At 65.4% G+C, this 21,703-nt stretch carries 22 protein-coding genes; 11 read left to right on the forward strand and 11 right to left on the reverse strand.

What is annotated here, in order from left to right:
- Positions 1-51: 51 nt before the first annotated feature.
- Both EOD29_RS12225 and EOD29_RS12230 read right to left on the reverse strand, forming a co-directional pair.
- Positions 52-231 (reverse strand): CsbD family protein, encoded by a 180-nt coding sequence (locus EOD29_RS12225; protein ID WP_095784086.1) that lies wholly within the window; start codon positions 229-231, stop codon positions 52-54.
- Between the two features lie 166 nt (positions 232-397).
- A complete protein-coding gene (locus tag EOD29_RS12230; protein ID WP_095802556.1) occupies positions 398-577 on the reverse strand; it encodes a CsbD family protein in 180 nt (59 codons plus the stop codon).
- A 141-nt stretch (positions 578-718) separates the two neighbouring features.
- Here EOD29_RS12230 and EOD29_RS12235 point away from each other — a divergent pair, with 141 nt between their 5' ends.
- The 4 genes from EOD29_RS12235 to EOD29_RS12250 all read left to right on the forward strand — a co-directional run bounded on the left by EOD29_RS12235 (position 719) and on the right by EOD29_RS12250 (position 3,221).
- Positions 719-1,039, forward strand: a complete 321-nt coding sequence (locus EOD29_RS12235) for a metalloregulator ArsR/SmtB family transcription factor (RefSeq protein WP_067001113.1) — start codon at positions 719-721, stop codon at positions 1,037-1,039.
- Positions 1,036-1,818, forward strand: coding sequence for an SRPBCC domain-containing protein (locus EOD29_RS12240; protein ID WP_245418801.1), 783 nt, complete (start codon positions 1,036-1,038; stop codon positions 1,816-1,818). Before EOD29_RS12235 ends, EOD29_RS12240 begins: the two co-directional genes overlap by 4 nt.
- A gap of 195 nt (positions 1,819-2,013) precedes the next feature.
- Complete coding sequence (locus EOD29_RS12245) at positions 2,014-2,454, forward strand: YkgJ family cysteine cluster protein (RefSeq protein ID WP_127246833.1); 441 nt, start codon at positions 2,014-2,016, stop codon at positions 2,452-2,454.
- Positions 2,455-2,609: 155 nt separating this feature from the next.
- Complete coding sequence (locus EOD29_RS12250) at positions 2,610-3,221, forward strand: LysE family translocator (protein WP_095824659.1); 612 nt, start codon at positions 2,610-2,612, stop codon at positions 3,219-3,221.
- A gap of 434 nt (positions 3,222-3,655) precedes the next feature.
- Here EOD29_RS12250 and groL read toward each other — a convergent pair whose 3' ends face one another.
- From groL to EOD29_RS12265, 3 genes are all read right to left on the reverse strand, one after another.
- Positions 3,656-5,308, reverse strand: coding sequence for a chaperonin GroEL (gene groL / locus EOD29_RS12255; RefSeq protein WP_127246834.1), 1,653 nt, complete (start codon positions 5,306-5,308; stop codon positions 3,656-3,658).
- A gap of 69 nt (positions 5,309-5,377) precedes the next feature.
- On the reverse strand, positions 5,378-5,674 hold the full coding sequence (gene groES, locus EOD29_RS12260) for a co-chaperone GroES (protein ID WP_010915433.1): 297 nt from the start codon (positions 5,672-5,674) through the stop codon (positions 5,378-5,380).
- A gap of 391 nt (positions 5,675-6,065) precedes the next feature.
- Positions 6,066-6,698, reverse strand: a complete 633-nt coding sequence (locus tag EOD29_RS12265) for a methyltransferase domain-containing protein (protein WP_245475324.1) — start codon at positions 6,696-6,698, stop codon at positions 6,066-6,068.
- A 73-nt stretch (positions 6,699-6,771) separates the two neighbouring features.
- On the opposite strand from EOD29_RS12265, the gene EOD29_RS12270 reads away from it, so the two are divergent.
- Positions 6,772-7,623, forward strand: a complete 852-nt coding sequence (locus EOD29_RS12270; protein WP_127246835.1) for a hypothetical protein — start codon at positions 6,772-6,774, stop codon at positions 7,621-7,623.
- Here the strand turns inward: EOD29_RS12270 and EOD29_RS12275 are convergent.
- Positions 7,620-8,381 carry an SDR family oxidoreductase gene (locus EOD29_RS12275; protein ID WP_095801140.1) on the reverse strand — a complete coding sequence of 254 codons (762 nt, stop codon included), beginning with the start codon at positions 8,379-8,381 and terminating at the stop codon, positions 7,620-7,622. The two genes, EOD29_RS12270 and EOD29_RS12275, sit on opposite strands and share 4 nt — an antisense overlap.
- Before the next feature lie 106 nt (positions 8,382-8,487).
- On the opposite strand from EOD29_RS12275, the gene EOD29_RS12280 reads away from it, so the two are divergent.
- Positions 8,488-9,387, forward strand: a complete 900-nt coding sequence (locus EOD29_RS12280) for a LysR family transcriptional regulator (protein WP_067324844.1) — start codon at positions 8,488-8,490, stop codon at positions 9,385-9,387.
- 204 nt (positions 9,388-9,591) lie between these two features.
- On the opposite strand, the gene EOD29_RS12285 is transcribed toward EOD29_RS12280, so the two are convergent.
- Positions 9,592-10,218, reverse strand: a complete 627-nt coding sequence (locus EOD29_RS12285; protein WP_095824850.1) for a TetR/AcrR family transcriptional regulator — start codon at positions 10,216-10,218, stop codon at positions 9,592-9,594.
- Positions 10,219-10,329: 111 nt separating this feature from the next.
- Here EOD29_RS12285 and EOD29_RS12290 point away from each other — a divergent pair, with 111 nt between their 5' ends.
- The 4 genes from EOD29_RS12290 to EOD29_RS12305 all read left to right on the forward strand — a co-directional run bounded on the left by EOD29_RS12290 (position 10,330) and on the right by EOD29_RS12305 (position 14,994).
- Entirely contained in the window at positions 10,330-11,514 is a 1,185-nt protein-coding gene (locus tag EOD29_RS12290; RefSeq protein ID WP_127246836.1) for an MFS transporter, read from the forward strand.
- Between the two features lie 13 nt (positions 11,515-11,527).
- On the forward strand, positions 11,528-12,808 hold the full coding sequence (locus EOD29_RS12295; RefSeq protein WP_127246837.1) for a D-arabinono-1,4-lactone oxidase: 1,281 nt from the start codon (positions 11,528-11,530) through the stop codon (positions 12,806-12,808).
- The gene (locus tag EOD29_RS12300) at positions 12,805-13,941 is read left to right on the forward strand and encodes an alanine racemase (protein ID WP_127246838.1); all 1,137 of its coding nucleotides are present in this window, start codon (positions 12,805-12,807) and stop codon (positions 13,939-13,941) included. The genes EOD29_RS12295 and EOD29_RS12300 overlap by 4 nt, the downstream gene beginning before the upstream one ends.
- A 117-nt stretch (positions 13,942-14,058) precedes the next feature.
- A complete protein-coding gene (locus tag EOD29_RS12305) occupies positions 14,059-14,994 on the forward strand; it encodes a bifunctional helix-turn-helix transcriptional regulator/GNAT family N-acetyltransferase (protein WP_127246839.1) in 936 nt (311 codons plus the stop codon).
- Positions 14,995-15,157: 163 nt separating this feature from the next.
- Here the strand turns inward: EOD29_RS12305 and EOD29_RS12315 are convergent, their stop codons facing one another.
- Entirely contained in the window at positions 15,158-15,991 is an 834-nt protein-coding gene (locus tag EOD29_RS12315) for an AraC family transcriptional regulator (protein ID WP_127246841.1), read from the reverse strand.
- Between the two features lie 146 nt (positions 15,992-16,137).
- Here EOD29_RS12315 and EOD29_RS12320 point away from each other — a divergent pair, with 146 nt between their 5' ends.
- Positions 16,138-17,631: a winged helix-turn-helix domain-containing protein gene (locus EOD29_RS12320; protein WP_127246842.1), complete on the forward strand. Its 1,494-nt coding sequence runs from the start codon at positions 16,138-16,140 to the stop codon at positions 17,629-17,631.
- 112 nt (positions 17,632-17,743) lie between these two features.
- Here the strand turns inward: EOD29_RS12320 and EOD29_RS12325 are convergent, their stop codons facing one another.
- The 3 genes from EOD29_RS12325 to EOD29_RS12335 form a co-directional block, all read right to left on the reverse strand.
- The gene (locus EOD29_RS12325) at positions 17,744-18,076 is read right to left on the reverse strand and encodes a hypothetical protein (protein WP_066996527.1); all 333 of its coding nucleotides are present in this window, start codon (positions 18,074-18,076) and stop codon (positions 17,744-17,746) included.
- 30 nt (positions 18,077-18,106) lie between these two features.
- Positions 18,107-18,520 (reverse strand): hypothetical protein, encoded by a 414-nt coding sequence (locus EOD29_RS12330; protein WP_067324856.1) that lies wholly within the window; start codon positions 18,518-18,520, stop codon positions 18,107-18,109.
- A gap of 76 nt (positions 18,521-18,596) precedes the next feature.
- A complete protein-coding gene (locus EOD29_RS12335; RefSeq protein WP_281059214.1) occupies positions 18,597-21,701 on the reverse strand; it encodes an efflux RND transporter permease subunit in 3,105 nt (1,034 codons plus the stop codon).
- Between the last annotated feature and the right edge of the window lie 2 nt (positions 21,702-21,703).

Here is a 21,703-nt window from a genome sequence, read left to right on the forward strand (position 1 = left end):
AAGACGAACAGGCCGGCGCGCGGGTCGGCCATTGCCTCGCGGCGTATGGAGTCAGAGCGCCTTGCGAGCCTTGTCCTTCACGTCGCCATAGGCCTTGCGCACCCTGCCGGCGATTCTTTCGGACATGCCTTCCACCTGCAAGCGCCGGCTGCCGGTGGCCTTGCCGGCCGCCTGCTTCAGCCTGCCTTTTACCTGCTTGGCGATGCCGGCAACTTGATGCCTGTTCACCATATCCGCATCTCCTGGGCCTGGAATAGGAGCGGGATGCGCCAACCGCATCCGCCACGACAACGAACGGGCAATGTTTGAGTTCCGTGCGGCCTGCCGCATCACGCCGCTGTCGGCATGACGGACAGCCCGTGCCGGGCGTTCGAGATCTGACCGCGGGGCCTGCTGGTCACATCGCTTTTTTGAGCATGGCTTTCATGTCGCCACAGGCCTTCTGCACCTGGCCTGCCGACTTGTCCGCCATGCCCCTGATTTCCATCGGCCGGTTGCCGGCGGCCTTGCCTATGGCTTGCCGGATCGAACCTTTGATCTGCTTCGCCAAGCCCACTATTTGGTCCATGTTCACCATCTCCGCATCTCCCGGAGATCCAATTCGCGAGGAGAAACGGGCCGGAGTGCTTCGCGGTTCCGTTGCGCCAAAGCACACCGGTCGAGGATAATTGACCGGCGACCGAATTCGGCATAATATGTAACCAAATGGATACGCATTATGCCGCAGGCTGAGCACGACCGTTCCGTCTTCCGCGCCATCGCCGATCCGACGCGGCGCGCCATCCTCGACCGGCTGCGGCAGGGCCCCGCGCCGGTCAACGAACTGGCGTCCGCCTTCTCGCAGAGTCGGCCGGCCATTTCCAAGCATCTGAGGATACTGCGCGAGCTCAACGTCGTTTCCGAGCAGCGGCAGGGCCGCGAGCGAGTCTACCGGCTGGAGCCGGCGGAATTGAAGGATGTCGCCGACTGGATCCTGCCTTACCGAGACTTCTGGCAGCACAGCCTCGGCAATCTCAAATCCTACCTGGAGAATGAATGATGGCCATCCAAGACAAGCCGCGCGCGATCGCCGACATTTCCGCCGGTACCATCCTTGCCACGGTGACGATCGCCGTGCCGCCGGAGCGCGTCTTCCGCGCCATTACCGCTGAGGACCAGATCCCGCTCTGGTGGGGCGCCGACAACATGTACCGGACGACGAAGCACACGGCCGATGTCCGGCCGGGCGGCGCCTGGCGCTCGGAAGGCAAGGGCGCGGACGGGCAGGACTTCCATGTCGCCGGCGAGTATCTCGAGGTCGAGCCGCCGCATCGTCTGGTGATGACCTGGAAGGCGCCCTGGGACGGCGATAACCTCACCACCGTCACCTATACGCTCGAAGCCGTCGAGAACGGCACCCGGCTGACGCTGCGCCATGACGGCTTCGGGTCGCGACGGGACTCCTGCCGCGATCACGGTTCCGGTTGGGAGCGCGTTCTGGGCTGGTTGGACGAATTCCTTGCCAAGGAGACGGCTGCCAGGTCGCCTTCGGTCTTCCATTGCCGGCTGATTCCGCCGCGTCCGGATTTCGCCTTCACCCTGACGGAGGAGGAGAGGGCGCTGATGAATGCGCATGCCGACTATCTGCGCGGCCTGCTTCGTGAAGGCAGAATGATGATTGCCGGCCCAGTCGCCGATCCAGCCGGACCGTGGGGGCTTCTGATCCTGCAGGTCGGCACGGAAGCCGACGCCAGGGCGGTTACCGAAGGCGACCCGGTGGCGCGTTCCGGCCGCGGCTTCCGCTATGAAATCCTGCCGATGATGAGCACGATCATGTAAGGCGAATGGAAAACGCCTCTCGCGCTTTTCAGGGCGCGGGAGGCGTCTTTTGTTATCAGCTTTTCTCGATACTCGTGAACTGCCGATAACAGGGACAAAACCGCCAGCCGGCAAAAGGGTTCCCGGCAAAACAAAATTTTTTGCTCGGCCGGATGCGACGCATTTCCCGGCTCCGTGCTAAAGGCACTTGCCAGCATGAGGATAGCCTTGCCGCACGACCGACCCTGCCCGACCCTGCTTGACGCATCAGCCGCCTTCGACTGCCAGAGCTGCGGCGCCTGCTGCGCCTATTCGGCGGACTGGCCGCGCTTTTCGACCGAAGAGGATGCCGAGCTCGACCGCATCCCCGACGAGCTGGTCGCGACCGACCTGTCAGGCATGCGCTGCGAGGACGGCCGCTGCGCCGCGCTTCGTGGCGGGGTGGGCAAGCAGACGGCCTGCGCGATTTACGAAGCCCGCCCGCATGTCTGCCGCGCCTGCATGCCCGGCGGCGACGACTGCCTGATGGCAAGGGCGGCCCATGGGCTGGCGGTGGAACTGCCAATCTCCCCCCAAGTGGGGGAGATGCCCGGCAGGGCAGAGGGGGGCGCTGTCCCGCCAGCTTATCCGTCTAGCTTCAATCGTACGCCCGAATAGGTTTGCCGCAAAAGAACTGAGAGATCGGCGTTCCTTCGCACCTCCCTCTGGGCTGCCGGCCGTCTCCCCACGAGGCGAAGACTGCGCTCTCCACCGGCTTGCCTGCCTCCACACCTCCCGATACCTTCCGCGCCGGGCAGGCCGTGGAGGAAACCATGAGCATCGAATTCCTGTTGACGTCGCTGATTATCGTCGCTTCGCCCGGCACTGGCGTTCTCTACACGCTGAGCGCCGGCCTCTCGCGCGGCGCTCGCGCCGCGATCATCGCCGCTTTCGGCTGCACGCTGGGCATCATCCCGCACATGGCGGCGGCCATCACCGGCCTTGCGGCGGTGCTGCACACAAGCGCCGTCGCCTTCGAGACTCTGAAATATCTGGGCGTCGCCTATCTGCTCTACATGGCCTGGAACACGCTGAAGGAGAAGGGCGGTCTTGCTCTCGATCAGAACGCCGCGCCACGCTCTGTCCGAAAGGTGATCACCTCCGGCATCCTGGTCAACATCTTGAACCCAAAACTGTCAATCTTCTTCTTCGCCTTCCTGCCGCAATTCGTCAGCACCACGGAGCCGCACGCTTTCGCCAGGATGCTGGAACTGTCCGGCGTCTTCATGCTGATGACCTTCCTTGTCTTCGTCGTCTACGGCGTGTTCGCGGCTTCGGTGCGCAGCCATGTCGTGTCGCGGCCGATGGTGCTGACCTGGATGCGCCGCACTTTCGCCGGCGCCTTCGTCATGCTGGGAGCCAAGCTGGCGCTCGCGGATCGGTAAGCGAACTGTCTATCCCTATCGCCCGTCCGCGACACGAATTGACGCAGGGATGGCCGAGCGCTGGCGCTGCTGATCTCCCTCCTTGAGGGGGAGATGTCGCCGAAGGCGACAGAGGGGGTCGCCGCGCGTTGGAGCGCCAGCGCCTCTCGTTGCAAGGGAGTCGTCGCCGGAGCCTTATGCGCGGGCCCCCCTCTGCCCTGCCGGGCATCTCCCCTTCAAGAGGGGAGATCGGCTATTGCGCAGGCCTTCTCCAATCGCAACAGTATGGAAGCCCGCTTTTGGACCGGCTGCCGCATGCCAAACAAAAAGGGCGACATGTCTGCCGCCCTTTCCATCTTCGCTATGGGACCGGACTTCTTAGAAATCCATGCCGCCACTCAAGCCCGCTTGCGGGCTTGAGCAATGTTAGTTGATGGGCGTGCTTTATGGACTTCTTAGAAGTCCATGCCGCCCATGCCGCCCATGCCGCCGCCAGGCATGCCGCCCGGCATACCGCCGGCGGCTTCCTTCTTCGGAGCCTCGGCGATCATGGCTTCGGTGGTGACCAGCAGGCCGGCGACCGAGGCCGCGTCCTGGAGAGCGGTGCGAACGACCTTGACCGGGTCGACGATGCCCATGCCGATCATGTCGCCATATTCGCCGGTCTGGGCGTTGAAGCCGTAGGTCGCAGCCCTGTTCTCGAGGATCTTGCCGGCAACGATCGAAGCCTCGGCACCGGCGTTGGCCGCGATCTGGCGGGCCGGAGCCTGCAGCGCGCGACGAACGATGGCGATGCCCGCGGCCTGGTCGGCATTGACGCCGGTCGCCTTGACGGCGTGCGAAGCGCGCAGCAGCGCGACGCCGCCGCCGGGGACGATGCCTTCTTCAACGGCCGCGCGGGTCGCGTTCAGAGCGTCGTCAACGCGGTCCTTCTTTTCCTTGACCTCGACCTCGGTCGCGCCGCCGACGCGGATCACCGCGACGCCGCCCGCGAGCTTGGCCAGACGCTCCTGCAGCTTCTCCTTGTCGTAGTCCGAGGTGGTCTCCTCGATCTGCTGCTTGATCTGGGCAACGCGGCCCTGGATCTCGGCCTTCTTGCCGGCGCCGTCGACGATGGTGGTGTTCTCCTTGGAGATCGACACCTTCTTGGCGCGGCCGAGCATGTTGAGGCCGACATTCTCGAGCTTGATGCCGAGGTCTTCCGAGATGACCTGGCCACCGGTCAGGATAGCGATGTCTTCCAGCATGGCCTTGCGGCGGTCGCCGAAGCCCGGAGCCTTGACGGCGGCGATCTTCAGGCCGCCGCGCAGCTTGTTGACGACCAGCGTGGCCAGAGCCTCGCCTTCGACGTCTTCCGAGATGATGAGCAGCGGCTTCGAGGTCTGAACGACGGCTTCCAGGACCGGCAGCATGGCCTGCAGGTTGGAGAGCTTCTTCTCGTGCAGCAGGATGTAGGCGTCTTCCAGATCGGCGACCATCTTGTCGGCGTTGGTGACGAAGTAGGGCGAGAGATAGCCGCGGTCGAACTGCATGCCTTCGACGACTTCCAGCTCGGTCTCGGCGGTCTTGGCTTCCTCGACGGTGATGACGCCTTCGTTGCCGACCTTCTGCATCGCTTCCGCGATCATCTTGCCGACCGACTCGTCGCCATTGGCCGAGATCGTGCCGACCTGGGCGACTTCCTCGGAGGTCTTGATCTTCTTGGCAGCCTTGCCGAGAGCGGTAACGACTTCGGTGACGGCGAGGTCGATGCCGCGCTTCAGATCCATCGGGTTCATGCCGGCGGCAACGGCCTTGTTGCCTTCCTGGACGATGGCCTGGGCGAGAACGGTCGCGGTGGTCGTGCCGTCGCCGGCGATGTCGTTGGTCTTCGAGGCGACCTCACGCACCATCTGCGCGCCCATGTTCTCGAACTTGTCCTCGAGCTCGATCTCCTTGGCGACGGTGACGCCGTCCTTGGTGATGCGCGGGGCGCCGAACGACTTGTCGATGACGACGTTGCGGCCCTTCGGACCGAGGGTGACCTTCACCGCGTCGGCGAGGATGTTGACGCCGCGCAGCATGCGCTCGCGGGCATCACGGGAAAACTTTACGTCTTTTGCAGCCATTGTAAGCTCCTGGCAGGGGTTCGGGTCGAACCCGCAGATTCAAGATTCAGTTGACGGTGAGGCCGATGTTCAGCCGATGATGCCCATGATGTCGGATTCCTTCATGATCAGAAGGTCCTCGCCATTGAGCTTGACTTCGGTGCCGGACCACTTGCCGAACAGGATGCGGTCGCCGGCCTTGACGTCCAGCGGCACGAGCTTGCCGCTTTCGTCGCGGGCGCCGGAGCCGACGGCGATGATCTCGCCTTCCTGCGGCTTCTCCTTCGCCGTATCCGGGATGATGATCCCGCCGGCGGTCTTGGATTCGGATTCGACCCGGCGAACGACCACGCGGTCATGAAGCGGGCGGAACTTGGACTTTGCCATGTTGTCTTCCTCGAATGAGAACGGTGAGAACTGTTCCTCCATCCGGCGAGGCCGGATATAAGTTAGCACTCACTTAGGGCGAGTGCTAACGTGGCGCTGAGATAGGCTGGTGGCTTGCGAGAGTCAAGGCGCGCGGGGAGGGGCAACAGCGCAATTTTTCTCTGGCGGAGCCCTGGGCGGAAATGCGGTGGCTGCGCGAAGCGTGGGCGAGCAATCCAGCCCGTTTAGTCCGGGCGCTTCGGCGAGCGCAACACCAGCAACGGGCAGCGTTCGGCAAGACCGTATGTGCCGCTAGAGGCCAGCCGGAGATCGTCGAAGAAGGTCCGGGCTTCCTCGATGAGCGCTGCCGCGGGGGCGAAACTGTAGACGGCGGACGAGTCCCGGTAGACGTCTATGGTTCCGATGACCGGCAGTTCCCATCCGGTTCGGGCCGACAGCTCCTCGCGATCGGGAACGCCCTGTCGAAGTGTTCGAGGATGGCTTTGACCGGGATCGTGTAATCCGGCGCGTCGCCGATCGCGGTCATGGCCACGCGCCATTTGAGCTCATGGAAAGTCGAGACGCCGCCGCTTAGTGCCAGAGCGCGGACATCCTTCGGGTCGTCCGGCGTTGCGGGAGAGGCGTAAAGCCTGATGCCGGCGCGGCCGTCGGACTTGAGCGCGCGCGCGATCGACGCAAATAGCGTGCGCCTGAGGCCGGCGGCGCCGATGACCGAGAGACATCCGTCGCCGATCAGCGCCTCGACGCTTGCATCGGCGAACGGCAGATCGAACCAGTCGCCCTGCACCGCCTTGCGCGTATCGGTGTCGCCCGGCCAGATGCCGGCAATCATGTCCGAAGACTCGTCGACCGCCGTCATCGTGGCGCCGAGCCCGGCGAGCTCGGGTGTCACGCCGAGCATCACGACATCCGACGGGGCAAGGCCGAGCTCGCGATCGTAGGTTTCGATAACCTCCGCCGGCGGCCGCAGGGGTGAGCCGAGCAACTGCCAATGTTTGCGAATTGCATTCCAATGCTCGGTCATGCAAACCCCAGCCCGGTAGCGCGTTGCATCCGATCGAATAGTGGACGACGCTTGATAGGCCAAGTGGGGAACAATGGCACGCATCGCCGTCATCACGCATGAGTTCGACCGCTTCCAAAGCCGGCGCGGGCTGCTATGGCGCCGGGACAGCCCGTACATGCTCTTCGATCTGCTGGAGGAACTGAAGCGCCGCGGCCATTCGGTGCAGGTCCTCAGCGGCACGTCGGCGAAGCCGGCCGCCGATATCGCGGTGCTGCATGTCGATGCGACCGTAACGTCGCCCGATTATGTCGAGTATGCCCGCGCCTTTCGCTTCTGCCTCAATCTCGGCGCCGCCGACATTTCCAAGCGCCGCATCAGCGGAGCCGTCGTCGGCAAGGACGACGGCTGGAAGGGGCAGGTTATCATCAAGAGCAGCCTCAACCATCGGGGAACGCCGGAACAGCAACTGAATCGGCGCGCGCGGCGCGCCGGCAAGCCGATGCCGTTTCCCGGCGTCGAATCTTTCGACCAATACCAGATCCATGCCTCGCTCGCCGACGTTCCGGCCGAGCTGTTCGGACGCGAGGACCTCATTGTGGAAAAATTCATTCCCGAGCCTGAGCCGGATGGCTTTGCCGCCCGTTTCTGGCTGTTCTGCGGTGAGCGCGAGCGCTGTACACGCCATGTCTCGCCGCAGAGCCTGGTCAAGGGCGACGACACGATCCGTCGCGAGGCGGTTCCGGTGCCGGACGAGCTTCGCGCGCTAAGGCGCAAGCTGGGCTTCGACTACGGAAAGTTCGATTTCGTCATGCATGAGGGCAGGGCGGTGCTGCTCGATGCCAACAAAACGCCTGGACGCGCCCGCAATCTGTCGAGCTTCATCGCCGCGGGCAATGCCAATCTTGCCGACGGCTTCGAAGGGTTGATCCGCCAACACGCTTAGATATTCATGCCGCCCGAGACCTCGATGCGCTGGGCGTTGACCCAGCGATTGTCCTCCGACAGCAGCGAGGCGATCATCGGCCCGATATCGTCGGCGACGCCGGCGCGGCCGAGCGCCGTCATGCCAGCCACGACGCGGTTGATCTCGGCGTCGTCGCGCACATGGCCGCCGTTGAAGTCGGTGGCGATGGCGCCGGGCGCCACGGTGTTGGCGGTGATGCGGCGCTGGCTGAGCTCCTTGGCGAGGTAGCGCGTGAACACCTCGATGCCGCCCTTCATCATCGCATAGGCGGCCGAGCCCGGAACCGAGAAGCGCGCCAGCCCGCTCGACACGTTGACGATGCGGCCGCCATCGTTGATCAGCGGCAGCAGCGCCTGGGTTAGGAAGAACACGCCTTTGAGATGGATGTTCATCAGCGTGTCGAATTCCTCTTCCGTCGTCTCGGCGATCGGCTTGCGCAGGCCGGTCCCGGCATTGTTGACGAGATAATCGAAGCGGTCGCGCTGCCAGGTTCCCTGAAGCGTCTTTCTCAATGCCGCGACGAAAGCCGGGAAGGTGGTAACGGCGCCGGTGTCGAGCTCGAGCGCCGCGGCGCGGCCGCCTGCGGCCTCGATCTCGGCGATCGCCGCCTTCGCCTCGTCGGCGCGCGAGCGGTAGGTGAGGATGACGTCGACGCCCTTGCGGGCGAGGTTGAGCGCTGTGTTGCGGCCGAGGCCGCGGCTGCCGCCGGTGATGAGGGCAATGGCGCGAGTGGTCATGGTGAAAATCTCCGTCTTGGCGATGGTGATCCATATACTCGCGCGAATGACCGATATAATCTGGCATGGATTGCCAACTCTATTCAAGATTTGCGAACAATCCGCGATGGACAGGTTCGACAGCATGCGGCTCTTCACCCGCGTCGTGGAACGGCGCAGCTTCACGGCGGCCGCTGCCGATCTCGGCCTGCCGCGCTCCAGCGCCACCGCCGCGATTAAGCAGTTGGAGGAGCGGTTGGGCGTGCAGCTGCTGCGTCGCACCACGCGCCACGTCACCACCACGCTCGACGGTGAAGCCTATTACCAGCGTTGCATCGGCATCCTCGCCGACATCGAGGATGCCGAGGGCGGCTTCGGCGCGCATGAGGTGCGTGGGCGCCTCAGCGTCGACGTCAACGGCCATATGGCGCGCACCTTCCTGCTGCCGGAACTGCCGGCGCTGCTCGCCCGATATCCGGGCCTGACCGTGCATATCGGCGAAGGCGACCGCCTCGTCGACCTCGTGCGTGAAGGCGTCGATTGCGTCATCCGGGCCGGCACGCTTCCCGACAGCGACATGATCGTGCGGCGTCTCGGCATCGCGCGCGAAATCACCGTGGCCAGCCCCGCCTATCTCGAACGCCACGGCGTGCCGCGCACGCCGGACGACTTGGCTGGGCACATGATGATCGGCTTCGTGTCGTCGCGCACGAGGCAGGTGATGCCGCTGGAATTCACCGTCGACGGCATGGTTCGCGAGATCGTCCTGCCGTCGCGGGTCACGGTCGCCAATTCGGACACGAGTGCTGCGCTGGTCCGGCTGGGCTTCGGGCTGTTCCAGGCGCCAAGGCTCCGATATGCGGACGACCTCGAGGCAGGCCGGCTGGTCGAAGTGCTACCCGATTTTCCGCCGACGCCCACGCCGATCTCGGTGCTCTATCCGCCGAGCCGGCAGTTGTCGCCACGGGTCAGGGTGTTTGTCGATTGGCTGGTGGAGATCCTGGGGCCGAAGCTGGATGCGGGGTAAGTTGGCAATCGCGGAGGGGATCGTATCCAGCGGTCGTCATCCTAGGGCGGAGCAAGGAGCGAAGCGACGCGCGCAGACCCTAGGATCCATGCCGTGACGCTAAGGCGTTGCAAGGATTGCAGAATTCTCCGCCGTTGCGCTCTATGACGGAGTCGCGGCATGGATCCTCGGGTCAAGCCCGAGGATGACCACCGTTAGGGATGCCTACAAAAACAGCCGCAACTGCGCGTGGATGATCGACCGGTAATCCTCGATCGTGCGCCGGCCTTCCGCCTCGTCCTGCGTCAGCGCCAGCCGCACGACGCCGCCGGCGAGCTGAAAGATCAGGAACACCACGCGCCCGAACGCCTCGCGCTGCTTAGGCTTCAGCATCGGCGCCACACGGTCGCAGAACATCTTCGCCTGATGCCGCGTCTCGGCGATGTCGAGATGCTGCAGCGCCTTGTCGGCCTGGATCGCGTTCTGCAGATCCTGGATCGCCGGATCCGCCGCGACACGGCCGTAGTAATCGTCGAGCAGCCGATCGGCTGCAGCGGTCACGTCATCCACTCCCCGGATATCGGCGATGATCGCGCCGAAGCGAGCCCGGCTCTCCTCCGAGAAACGCTCGTAGAGCATCGCCAAGATCGCCGACTTGCTTGGAAAATAATGATAGACCGTGGCGATCGGCCCGCCCGCCAGCGCGCCGACTTCCTTCATCGTGACCGCGTCTATGCCCTTCTCGCCGATCAGCCGCATGGTCGTAGCGAGGATCGCGTCGATGCGCTCGCGGCTGCGCTCCTGCTTGGGCCTGCGTCTGGGTTCCGTCGCCGTTTGCCTAGTTTGCCTCATCTCGCGCGGGCAGTCGTTGATTCTCGGTTGACAGGAAACTGATCAAGTATCAGTTTCGTGAATGCTGACAACTTGTCAGCTTTTTCACCGGGCTGCAAGGGAGGGCGCCTCGTGACTGCAACCGATGCCGCGCATGCGGAAAATGGCGACTGGCTGATCGGCAACCCGACCGGCCTGCAACTCGCCGCGGCGCTCTGGATCGGCTCGGTCGGCCTGCTCATCCTGGGCTTGCAGCCGGTGCTGCTCGGCGCGCTCTACAGCGAAGGTCATGTCACCGGTGACGAGCTGGCACTGGTCGCCACCGCCGAGATGATCGCGATCGCCATCGGCTCGGCGATCGTGGCGATGCTCCTCCCGGCGCGCAACATGCGCTGGAAGAGCGCCGCGCTTTTGGTGCTGCTGGCGCTCGCCAATTTCTGGACCGCCTATGCGATGAGTTCCAATGCGCTGATCGGGGCGCGCACGCTCGCCGGGCTTGCTGAGGGTGGCTTGGTCGCCGTGGCGACCGAATTGATCGCCCGCTCGCGCCGGGCCGAGCGCATCGGCGGCTATTTCGTCACGCTGCAGACCTTGGCGCAATGCGCGCTGGCGCTGCTGCTCGCGCTTTATGCGGTGCCAGCCGCGGGCGCGGCCGGCGGCTTCGTCGCGCTTGGCGTTGTCTGCCTGTTGTCGCTCGTCGTCGCGTGGATCGTGCCGGACGACTACGCCGACCTGCCGAAGGACGAGCATTTTGCCAATGTGCTCACCTTGCCGGCGATCACGGCGCTGCTGTCGATCTTCTGCTACTTCATGTTCTTCGGCGCCGTCTGGGCATTTCTGGAGCCGCTCGGCGCCGAGTTCGGCATAGACGGCCGCACCGTCGGCCTGATGGTCTCGGCAAGCCTCGCCGCGCAGGTCATGGGCGCCATGACCGCCACCGTCTTCGAAGCGCGCATCGACTACCGCTTCGCCATCACCGTCATCGGCGCGATCGCGACGATCAGCTCGGTGCTGCTCGCTTCCGGCCCTGGGCTTTTGGTCTTCTGGTCGGTGGCGATGGTGATGGGCTTCATCCTGCTCTTCATCGTGCCCTACCAGATCCGGCTGGCGATCACCGCCGACGAGACGCGCAACGCGGTACTGCTTGTGCCGGCGGCGCAGCTCTTCGGCCTCGCCATCGGCCCGGTGGCCGCCTCGCTGCTGATCGACGGCCAAAATTTCCGGCCGGTGCCGGAATTCGCCGCGGCAAGCGCGTTGGCCAGCGTGGCGCTGCTCGGCGTCTTTGTGTTGGTTGCGCGCCGCCGCGTTCCAGCCTGAGCGGGAGGTGACGATGGCAAACGCCTGGAGCAACTGGTCGGGTTTCGTGAACGCCGCGCCGAAGCTGATCGCCACGCCAGCCGATGTCGGCGAACTGGCCGATCTGGTGCGTTCCGCGCCCGGTCCGCTGCGCGTCGCCGGCGCCGGCCATTCCTTCACGCCGCTGGTGCAGTCCGACGGCACCATCATCTCGCTGGCGAAGATCGAGGGGCTGGTTTCGCATGACGCCGCAGCCAATCGGGCACGCCTGAGGGCGGGGACAAGGCTTGGCGCACTGATGCACATCCTGCAGGACATCGGCCAGGGCCTGCCCAATATGGGCGACATCGACAAGCAAGCGATCGGCGGCGCGCTGGGCACCGCGACGCATGGTTCCGGCCCGACGCTCGGCGCCTATCATACGCAGCTCGAGACGGTGCAGTTCGTCGACGGGCAAGGCAAGCTGCGCGAATACAGCCGGGCGGGCGACCAGGATATGATCCATGCCACCGGCGTCGCGCTCGGCGCTTTCGGCGTGCTCACCGAAGTGACGATGAACAACATCCCGACCTACCGGCTGCGGCGCCGCAAATGGGTGTTGCCGATCGGCGAAATGCTGCGCGACTTCGAGACGATGATGGGCGCACACCGTTCGGCAGAGTTCTATTACATCCCGTTTTCCGGCTATGCGCAGTTCATCGCCAGCGATCTCAGCGACGCAACGCCGGCGTCGCGGCCGACCGAGGATGACGAGGAGGGCCTGGCGACGTTGCGCAAGCTGCGCACCGTGCTGCGCCGGCTGCCGGCGCTCCGCCGGGCGCTGATCAAGGGTGCGGTCAAGAAGGTGCCGGCCGAGGACTATGTGCAGGACTGGCTCAACGTCTACGCCAGCGACCGTCGCACCAAATTCAACGAGATGGAGTACCACCTGCCTTACGAGGACGGTCCCCGGGCGCTGGCCGAGATCATCGCGCTGACCGAAAAGCATTTCCCGGAAGTCTATTTCCCGATGGAGGTGCGTTCGGTCGCCCCGGACGAATTCTGGCTCTCGCCCTTCCACAGGAGGCTGACCTGCTCGATCGCCATCCATCACGACGCGGCGAACGATCCGCTGCCCTTCATGCGCGCGGCCGAGCCGATCTTCCGCAAATATGGCGGGCGGCCGCATTGGGGGAAGATGCACAGCTTGACGGCGGCGGATTTCAAGAAACTCTATCCGCGCTGGGATGACGCAATGGCGGTGCGCCGCGACATCGATCCTGGGAACCGCTTCGTGTCGCCCTATATGGCCGGCCTGTTCGGCATCCAACAATGAGCGCCTATTTCGCCGAGCTGTCGAAGGCGCTCAAGGCCGCCGAAATCTTTCGGCCCTGCCTGGTGCTCGACCGCGACCGGCTGGACGCCAACATCGCGCTGGTGAAGCAGAGGCTGGCGCCGGGTCTTGCCGTGCGCCTCGTCGACAAGTCGCTGCCTTGCCTGCCGCTGCTTTCGCATATCTCCAAGTCGCTCGAAACCGGCCGCTTCATGACCTTCCATCCGCCGGTGACGCAGGCGGTGCTCGACGCCTTTCCCGCGGGCGATCTCCTCTATGGCAAGCCGATGCCAGTAGGTGCGGCGAAAGCGGCGCTGGCTAGAGGCGACGCCGGCGGGTGGTCGCGCGTCTGCTGGCTGATCGACACGCCGGAGCGCCTGTCCGAATACGGTGCGCTCGCCGCAGCGTTCGGCACCGAACTCCGCTTCGCCTTCGAGGTCGATGTCGGCCTGCATCGCGGCGGCTTTTCCGGTCCTGCCGAGATCAGGGCGCTGGCCATACCGAAGGGCCTGCGCTGCGAAGGCATCATGGCCTATGAAGCGCATGCGCCGGAAATTCCAGGGCTGTTCGGCGGCGCGGCCGGCGCGCTGAAAAAGGCCGCGGCGAAGGCTGCCGAGTTCGTCGCGGCCCTCGATGCGGACCACCGCCGCATCCTCAACATCGGCGGTTCCAAGACGGCGCTGCTGCATGGCGGCGGCGTGGCCAACGAAGTGTCGATCGGCTCGGCCTTCGTGCTGCCCAGCGATTTCGATACGCCCGGCCTCGACGGCTTCCGGCCGGCCGCTCTCATTGCGACGCCGATTCTGAAGGCGCTCGATCCGGTGCTCCCCGGCCCGGCGGCTATCTCCCGCACGCTGCAGGCGCTCGGCCTCTTCCCGAAGAAGGCCTGCTATCTCTATGGCGGCAAGTGGATGGCCGAACCGGTGTTCCCCGAAAGCATGAAGCCGAACGGCCTGATCGGGCTGTCTTCCAACCAGCAATTCATGGGGCTGCCGGCGGGCGCGGAGGTGAAGCCCGGTGACTACGCCTTCCTGCGGCCGACGCAGAGCGAGGCGGTGCTGCAGCATTTCGGCTCGCTCGCGGTGTTTGCCGGTGGGCGCATTGTCGAGTCCTGGCCGGTACTTCCGATGGGGTAACGGGCGCCCGAACTGTCTTCGTCGCGATCCTTCGCGCCCCCTCTGTCCCGTCGGCCTAAATTTATTTGACTAAGTCAACTAATTGGTCGATCCTGTCCGCGACAGGAGGAACTCCCCATGACCATCCACGATCACCCCGGCAACAAGCGCATCGATGCCGTGCGCGCCTTCAACCGCTTCTACACCCGCCAGATCGGCCTGCTCGACGAAGGCCTCCTGAAGAGCCCGTTCTCGCTGACCGAGGCGCGCGTGCTTTACGAGCTTGCCCATCGCGACGGGCTGGTCGCCAGCGACCTGGTGCGCGACCTTGGTCTCGACCCCGGCTATGTCAGCCGGCTGCTGAAAAAATTCGAGGAGCGCGGCCTGGTCGAACGAGCCGCCACGGAGGCCGACGCGCGGCGGTCCTCGATCGCGCTGACGCCCGCGGGCAGGGAGGCGTTCGCGCCACTCAACCAGGATTCGCACGACCAGGTGCGCGCGCTGCTCGATAGCCTGGCGCCGACCGACCAGGAGCGTCTGGTCAAGGCGATGCGCACGGTGCAGGACCTGCTCGGCGACAAACCCCAACCCAAAGTTCCCTATATCCTGCGGCCGCTGCAGGTCGGCGACATCGGCTGGATCACGCATCGCCAGGGCCTCATCTACGCGCAGGACTATGGCTGGGACGAAACCTATGAGGCGCTGGTTGCCGAGATCCTCGGCGAGTTCGTCAAGAACTTCGTTCCGCAATGGGAGCGCAGCTGGATCGCCGAGCGCGAAGGCGAGGTGGTCGGCTCGGTTTTCGTCATGCGCAAGTCGCCCAAGGTGGCGAAGCTCAGGCTGCTCTATGTCGAGCCGTCGGCGCGCGGCCTCGGCATCGGCCGGCGGCTGGTCGACGAGTGCATCGCCTTCTCGCGCGCCAAGGGCTACAAGACGCTGACGCTGTGGACCAACGACATTCTTGGCTCGGCCCGCCGCATCTACCAGGCGGCGGGCTTCAAGCTGGCCGAGGAAGAGCGCCACCATTCCTTCGGCAAGGATCTTGTCGGCCAGACCTGGAACTTGGAGCTGTAGCGCCTTTTCCTTCTCCCCTTGTGGGAGAAGGTGGATCGGCGCGCAGCGCCGAGACGGATGAGGGGTGTTCCAGGGAACGCCGGCGTTTCACTCCGCTGGAACACTCCTCATCCATCGCCTTCGGCGAGACCTTCTCCCGCAAGGGGAGAAGGAGGAAGGCGTCTCAACCTTTGATCGGCACCCAGATCTCCAGCCCGCCATTGCCGCTGCGCGGATCGAATTCGGGGCCGTAACGCTCGAAGTCCGGGGCGTCGGCGATCTCATGCCCGGATGCAGGCAGCCACTTGTTCCAGATGGTATTGACCGTGCGTCGGATGGTCGAGATGTGCTCGCGATGCGCAAACACGGCGTATTTCTGCGCCGGCACTCGAACCCGGCAAAAATCCTTCGGCAGATCGGAGAACTCCGACACCTCGACGCCGGCGACATAGTCGAAATTGCCGGCATCGTCGGCATTGGTGCAAACGCCGTAGGCGACACCAGGCACCTCGCCGGGAATGTTGCCGATGTAGGGTCCGAAGCGCTGCCACAGCATTGGGATGCCGGCGCTGGTCTCGCAGCTGTAGCGCTCGCCGAGCCCGGCGATGAGAAACGCCCGGCTGGTCTCGAAGCGCGGCGGCTCGAGCGCGGTGAGAAGCGAACTGTCCATGAGGATGGGCTCCACGAGGTCGAGGTTTTGGGTCGAGCCTCCAGCGCGCACCAGTTCCGGCGTGGTGCCGAACTGGTCGCGGAAGGCCCGTGTGAAAGCCTCATGCGAGCCGTAGCCGGCATCGAGCGCGACCGCCAGGATGTCGCTCGCGCCGCCCGCGAGCTTGCGCGCCGCTTCGCTTAGCCGCCGCGCCCGCATATAGCCCATGACCGACCGGCCGGTGGCGGCGCCGAAGGCGCGCGTCACATGGAAGCGCGACACGCCGCTGCTTGCCGCGACATCGTCGAGCGAAATCGCATCCGGCAGATGGCTTTCGACAAACCACAGCGCTTTCTCGGTCGGGTTCATGGCTCCTCGCATTTGGCGCGGCCACACTAGTCGGCGCTCCGACAGGCAGTTTGATCGAAATTGCGCAGTGAGCAATAATAGCGACGCGCATGCCGGGTCGAGTGGAATCGACTTGGCATTAACGGCACGCGCGAAGGGGTGTCCCGATGACGACGGCGACGGCCGATCAGGTGTTCCGATTTGGCGGGTTCACGCTCGACCTCGCCAAGGGAACGCTGCGCGGCATCAACGAGCCGCTGTTCCTGCGGCCGAAAGCCTACGCGCTGCTTTCGCATCTCGCCCGCAATATGGGCCGCGTCGTGCCGAAGTCGGAGCTGATGGATGTCGTCTGGCCCGGCGTCTATGTCACCGAGGATTCGCTCACCCAGTCGGTGCGCGAGATCCGCAAGGTGCTGGGCGAGGACATGGTGCGCACCGTCTCCAAGCGCGGCTATATGCTTGCCGCGGAAGCCGAAGCGGCGCCCGAGATCAGCAGCCAGCCGATCGTGGCGGTGGTGCGCTTCCGCAACGAGAGCGGCGATCCGGCCGACGAGGCGATGGTCGACGGCTTTGCCGAGGATCTCATCAACGGCGTGGCGCGCTTTGGCACCGTGACGGTGCTGGCGCGCAATTCAAGTTTTTCCTTCGCCTCTTTCGGCCGCGCGGAGTGGCCGCAGATCCGCGCTCGCATCGGCGCCGATTATCTGGTGGAGGGCTCGCTGCGCCGCCAGGGCGAGCATGTCGTAGTGGCCGTCAGCCTCGTCGACATCGCGAGCGCCAGCCAGCTCTGGGGCGACCGCTACCAGTCACAGGGCGCCGGCCTGTTCGCGATCGAGCGCGACATCGTCGAGCAGATCGTCAGCCGCCTGGTCACGCGGGTCACCAACGCCGGCCTCGAGCAGGCCTCGCGCAAGCCGGTGACCAGCCTTGCCGCGTACGAGCTCCTGCTGCGCGGCTTCGCGCTGCTGCGCGATCCCGCTCAGACCGACCAACGCGGCGCCGAGGCCTTGTTCGAGGCGGCGATCGCAAAAGATCCGAATTACGGGCTTGCCTATTCTTATCTCGCTTTGGCGCGCTCCCTGGACGGCGAGTTCGGGCGCGCCAGCGATGCTGTCCTGGAAAATGCGCGCGACCTTGCCGACAAAGGGCTGGCCCTGTCGCCCGACCAGCCGACCGGCCACCGCGTGCAGTCGCTGATCCGCCTCTATATGCGCGATCACGAGGCGGCCGAGCATCACATGCGCATCGCCTTGCAGCTCAACCCGTACGACGCCGACAGCATCGAGCAGATGGGCATGCTGCTCACCATGCGCGGCCGGCCGCTCGAAGCGCTGACCTGGCTGGCGCGCGGCATTCGCATCGATCCGCTGCATCCGCACTGGTACCAGTTCGACCGCGCCCTGGCGCTCTACATGATGGGCGAATATCGGCAGGCGGCGGAAGCGCTGGAGCTCGCGACGCGGCCGGCGCCCTGGATCAGGACGAGGCTGGCCGCCTGCTATGCCCAGATGGGCGACAGGGACAAGGCGCGGCGGCAGATCGCCCTCATCGAGGAGGGCGCTTCCTTCTCGCCGCTCGACTATGCGCTGCACGGCGTGCCGTTCGAAAATCCGGCCGATGCCGAGCATCTCTGCAAAGGCGTCAGGCTTGCCCTCGGCTAAATGCATGTCGCCCCGGAAGTGTGCAGCGGTTCTGGGATATCAAAACAAAAACTTAAGCGCGTCGCCCGAATCCGTTTCAGCGCGACGCACTTTGGGCTGTGCCCGAGCCGCCTCAATCGACGACGACCACGATGTAGCGGCCTTGATAGGGCCGGTAGTAGGTCCGGCCGCAGCGCCAGACGTCGAAGCCGTTGACCTTGGTGCGAACGCAGCCTGCCGGCAGCGTGGCGACCCAGGCGGTGGTGTGCCTCAGCACACGCCATGTCGTGGCGCGCCGAGCGACGCCCGCGGCGCTGTGCGGTGTCCAGGGCGCCCCGATGCGGGCTTCGGCGGTACCGACCAGCGACAGGGCCGGCACGGCCATGCCGACAATCTCGACGGCGGCGAGGCCGATGGCGAGCAACGCAGCGGCCGAGCGCATTTTCCTGAAAGATTTCACAGGCATTTTCGTTTCTCCTGAGGTTGGTGTTCAGTTCTAGTGGGAGGATGAAGCGGCCAGCCGGGTCGAACCCGTCAGCGCCGCCAGGTGAGCAACCACGAACAGCCAGTGCGCCGCGGTTGTTACGTAGCCGACGACAAGCACGTCGGCGGCGATGAAGAACTGCCAGAACAGAAGGTTGGCCGTTCCGAGCAGCACATGCACGGCAGCCAGCACGGCGTGCCAGTTGCGGGAGTAGGCGATGCGCCAGAGCGTCACGCCGATGATCAGGGCCAGCCCGTGCGCCTCGATGAAGCCGATGCCGGTGCCGGGTGCGTTGTTGAGCAGCACGGCTTCAGCCCCGCGCCCGAAGAACGAGCCGGCAATGTCGGTGGCGAGCCCGCCTGCGGAAGCAAGGACCAGGAAGCCGGCATTCACGCGAACGAGAAGATTTCCAAAGAAGGGTGTCATGATCGTTCCTTTCCGTTTTGGGTGATAAAGGTCGCCACCGCGGCGTTGGCCGCCGTGGCTGCTGGGAGGGCGCCGCTCAGGCCACCAGCGGCTGGGGCTCGGCTGCGGCCGCGGTCGGTTCGGCCGCGGGGGTGCTCTCAGCCGGCGCCTTGATGCCGAACCAGGTGACGTAGAGCGTCGGCAGGAAAACCAGCGTCAGCACGGTCGCCACCAAGAGGCCGCCCATCACCGCATAGGCCATCGGCCCCCAGAACACCGTCGGCGCGATCGGGATCATGCCGAGGATGGCGGCCGCCGCCGTGAGCAGGATCGGCCGCAACCGATGCGTGGTGGCGCTGATCACCGCTGCCCATGGTTCCTCGCCGGCGGCGATGTGCTGGTCGATCTGCGCGATCAGGATCACCGAGTTGCGGATCACCATGCCGATCAGCGACATCACGCCGAGGATCGCGACGAAGCCCATCGGAGCGCCCGACAAGAGCAGCGCGCCGGCGACGCCGATGATCGCAAGCGGAGCGGTGAGCAGCACCAGCACCAGGCGCTGGAAGCTCATCAGCTGCACCATCAGCACGGTGGCCATGATGAACAGCATCAGCGGGAACACCACGAAGATGCTGGCCTGCGCCTTGGCGCTGTCCTCGATCACGCCGCCCTGTTCGACGCTGTAGCGCGCCGGCAGTTCCGCCTTGAACGCGGCGATGGCGCTCTCCAGCCGCCGCGTGACCAGCGTGGCATTTTCGCCGGGCGCGACATCGGCCTGCACGGTCACGGTCGGCAGCCGGCCGCGGCGCCAGATCAGCGGCGGCTCGGTCTGGTAGGTGAGCTTCGCCACCTGTTCCAGCGGCACCCGCCGTCCGCCGGACGCGCTGATCGTCAGGCCGCGCAGCGTGTCGATGCTGGCGCGTTCGGTTTCCACCGCGCGGGCAACGATGTCGACGAGGTAGATGTCGTCGCGCATCTGCGTGATCTTCGAGCCGGAGAGCACCGCGTTGATCGTCTCCGACAGCTGCTGCGAGGAGATGCCCAGCGCGCGCGCCCGGTCCTGGTCGACATCGACCTTGATGACCTTGGCCGGCTCGTTCCAGTCGTAGTTGATGTTGCGCACCGAGGCGTCGCTGCCCAGCACCTGCGCGAACTGCTGCGCGAGGCTCCGCGTCTTGTCCGGATCCGGACCGCTGACGCGGAACTTCAGCGGCCAGCCGACCGGCGGGCCGAGCTCCAGCGGCGTGACGCGGGCCATGACGTCGTCGAAGCCGGTCGACAGCTGCTTCTCCAGCCGGTCGATCACCGCCTGGCGCACGGCGTGGCCCTTCGTCACGACCACCGCCTGGGCGAAGAAGTCGTTGGCGAGCTGCGCGTCGAGCGGCAGGTAGAAGCGCACCGCGCCCTGGCCGACATAGAAGCTCCAGTGGTCGATATCAGGATCGGCGGCGAGCAGCTTCTCGACGCGCTCGACCACGGCGTCCGTCGACTTGATCGAAGCGGTGCGCGGCAAGGTGAGGTCGAGCATGACCTCGGGCCGGTCGGACTTCGGGAAGAACTCCTGGCCGACGAAGCCCATCGCCACGACGGAGAGCGCGAACAGTCCGGCCGTCGCCGACAGCACCAGCCACTTCGCCCGCATCGCCATCTCGAGCAGCGCCTGGAAACCGCGGCCGATGCGCGAGGGCTGATGGCTGCCACCATGACCCTTGATGCGATCGGGCAGCAGGAAGACGCCGGTGAGCGGTGTGAACAGCACCGCGACCACCCAGGAGACGACGAGCGCGATCGCCACGACAGCGAACAGCGAGAAGCAGTATTCCCCGGCGCCGCTCTTGGCGAAGCCGACCGGCACGAAGCCGGCGATCGTCACCAGCGTGCCGGTGAGCATCGGGAAGGCGGTGGAGGTATATGCATAAGTGGCGGCCGAGATCTTGTCGTAGCCTTCCTCCATGCGCGAGATCATCATCTCGACCGCGATCATGGCATCGTCGACCAGCAGGCCGAGCGCGATGATCAGCGCGCCGAGCGAGATGCGCTGCAGCGAGATGCCGAAATACTCCATGGTGACGAAGGTGATCGCCAGCACCAGCGGGATGGCGACCGCTACGACGACGCCGGGACGCCAGCCGAGCGCCAGCAGCGAGACGGCGAGCACGATGGCGATCGCCTCGCCGAGGCTCTTGGTGAATTCGCCGACGGATTCTTCCACCACATGCGACTGGTCGGCGACCAGGCCGAGCTCGGCGCCGAGGGGCAGCTCGGCCTGCATCTCATGCATCTTCTCCTTGACGGTCTCGCCCAGCGCCAGCGCGTCGCCGCCCGAAGTCATCGAGATGGCGATGCCGACCGCAGGCTTGCCGTTGAAGCGGAACGTCGGCTGCGGCGGGTCGGAATAGGCGCGCTTGACCTCGGCGACGTCGCCCAGCCGGAAGTAATGGCCGTTGGCGTAGAAGTTGATGGCCTTGAGGCTTTCCTCGGAGGTGAAGCTGCCGGAGACGCGGATGGCGATGCGCTCCGGGCCGGCATCGACCGTGCCGCTCGGCGTCAGCGCGTTCTGCGCCTGCAGCGCCTGCGACAGCGTGCCGACATCGAGGCCGAGCGCCGCCACCTTCTGCGTCGAGAATTCGAGATAGATCTTCTCGTCCTGCTGGCCGATGAGGTCGACCTTGGCGACGTCCTTCACCGTCAGCAGCCCGGCGCGCAGGCTGGTGCCGAGATCCTTCAACTCGCGATGGCTGAGGCTGTCGGAGGTGAGCGCGTAGATCAGCGAATAGGTGTCGCCGAACTCGTCGTTGTAGAGCGGGCCCTGCACGCCGGACGGCAGCGTCGGCTTGATGTCGTCGAGCTTCTTGCGCACCTGGTACCAGAGCGGCTGCACCTGGTCGGCGGCCACCGTGTCCTTGAGGTTGACGAAGACGACGGATTCGCCGGGCTTGGTGTAGCTCTTGACGTAGTCGAGGTCCGGCAGCTCTTCGAGCTTCTTCTCGATGCGATCGGTGATCTGCTCCACCGTGTCGCTGGTGCTGGCGCCCGGCCACATCGTCTTCACCACCATGGTCTTGATGGTGAAGGGCGGGTCCTCTTCGCGGCCGAGGCCGCCATAGGCGTAGAGGCCGGCAAGGGCGGCCGCGATCATCAGGTAGACGATGAAGCTGCGGTGCCGAAGCGCCCATTCGGAAAGATTGAAGCTGGTCATGA

Source organism: Mesorhizobium sp. M1A.T.Ca.IN.004.03.1.1 (assembly GCF_003997555.1).
In the GTDB taxonomy this organism is placed as follows: domain Bacteria; phylum Pseudomonadota; class Alphaproteobacteria; order Rhizobiales; family Rhizobiaceae; genus Mesorhizobium.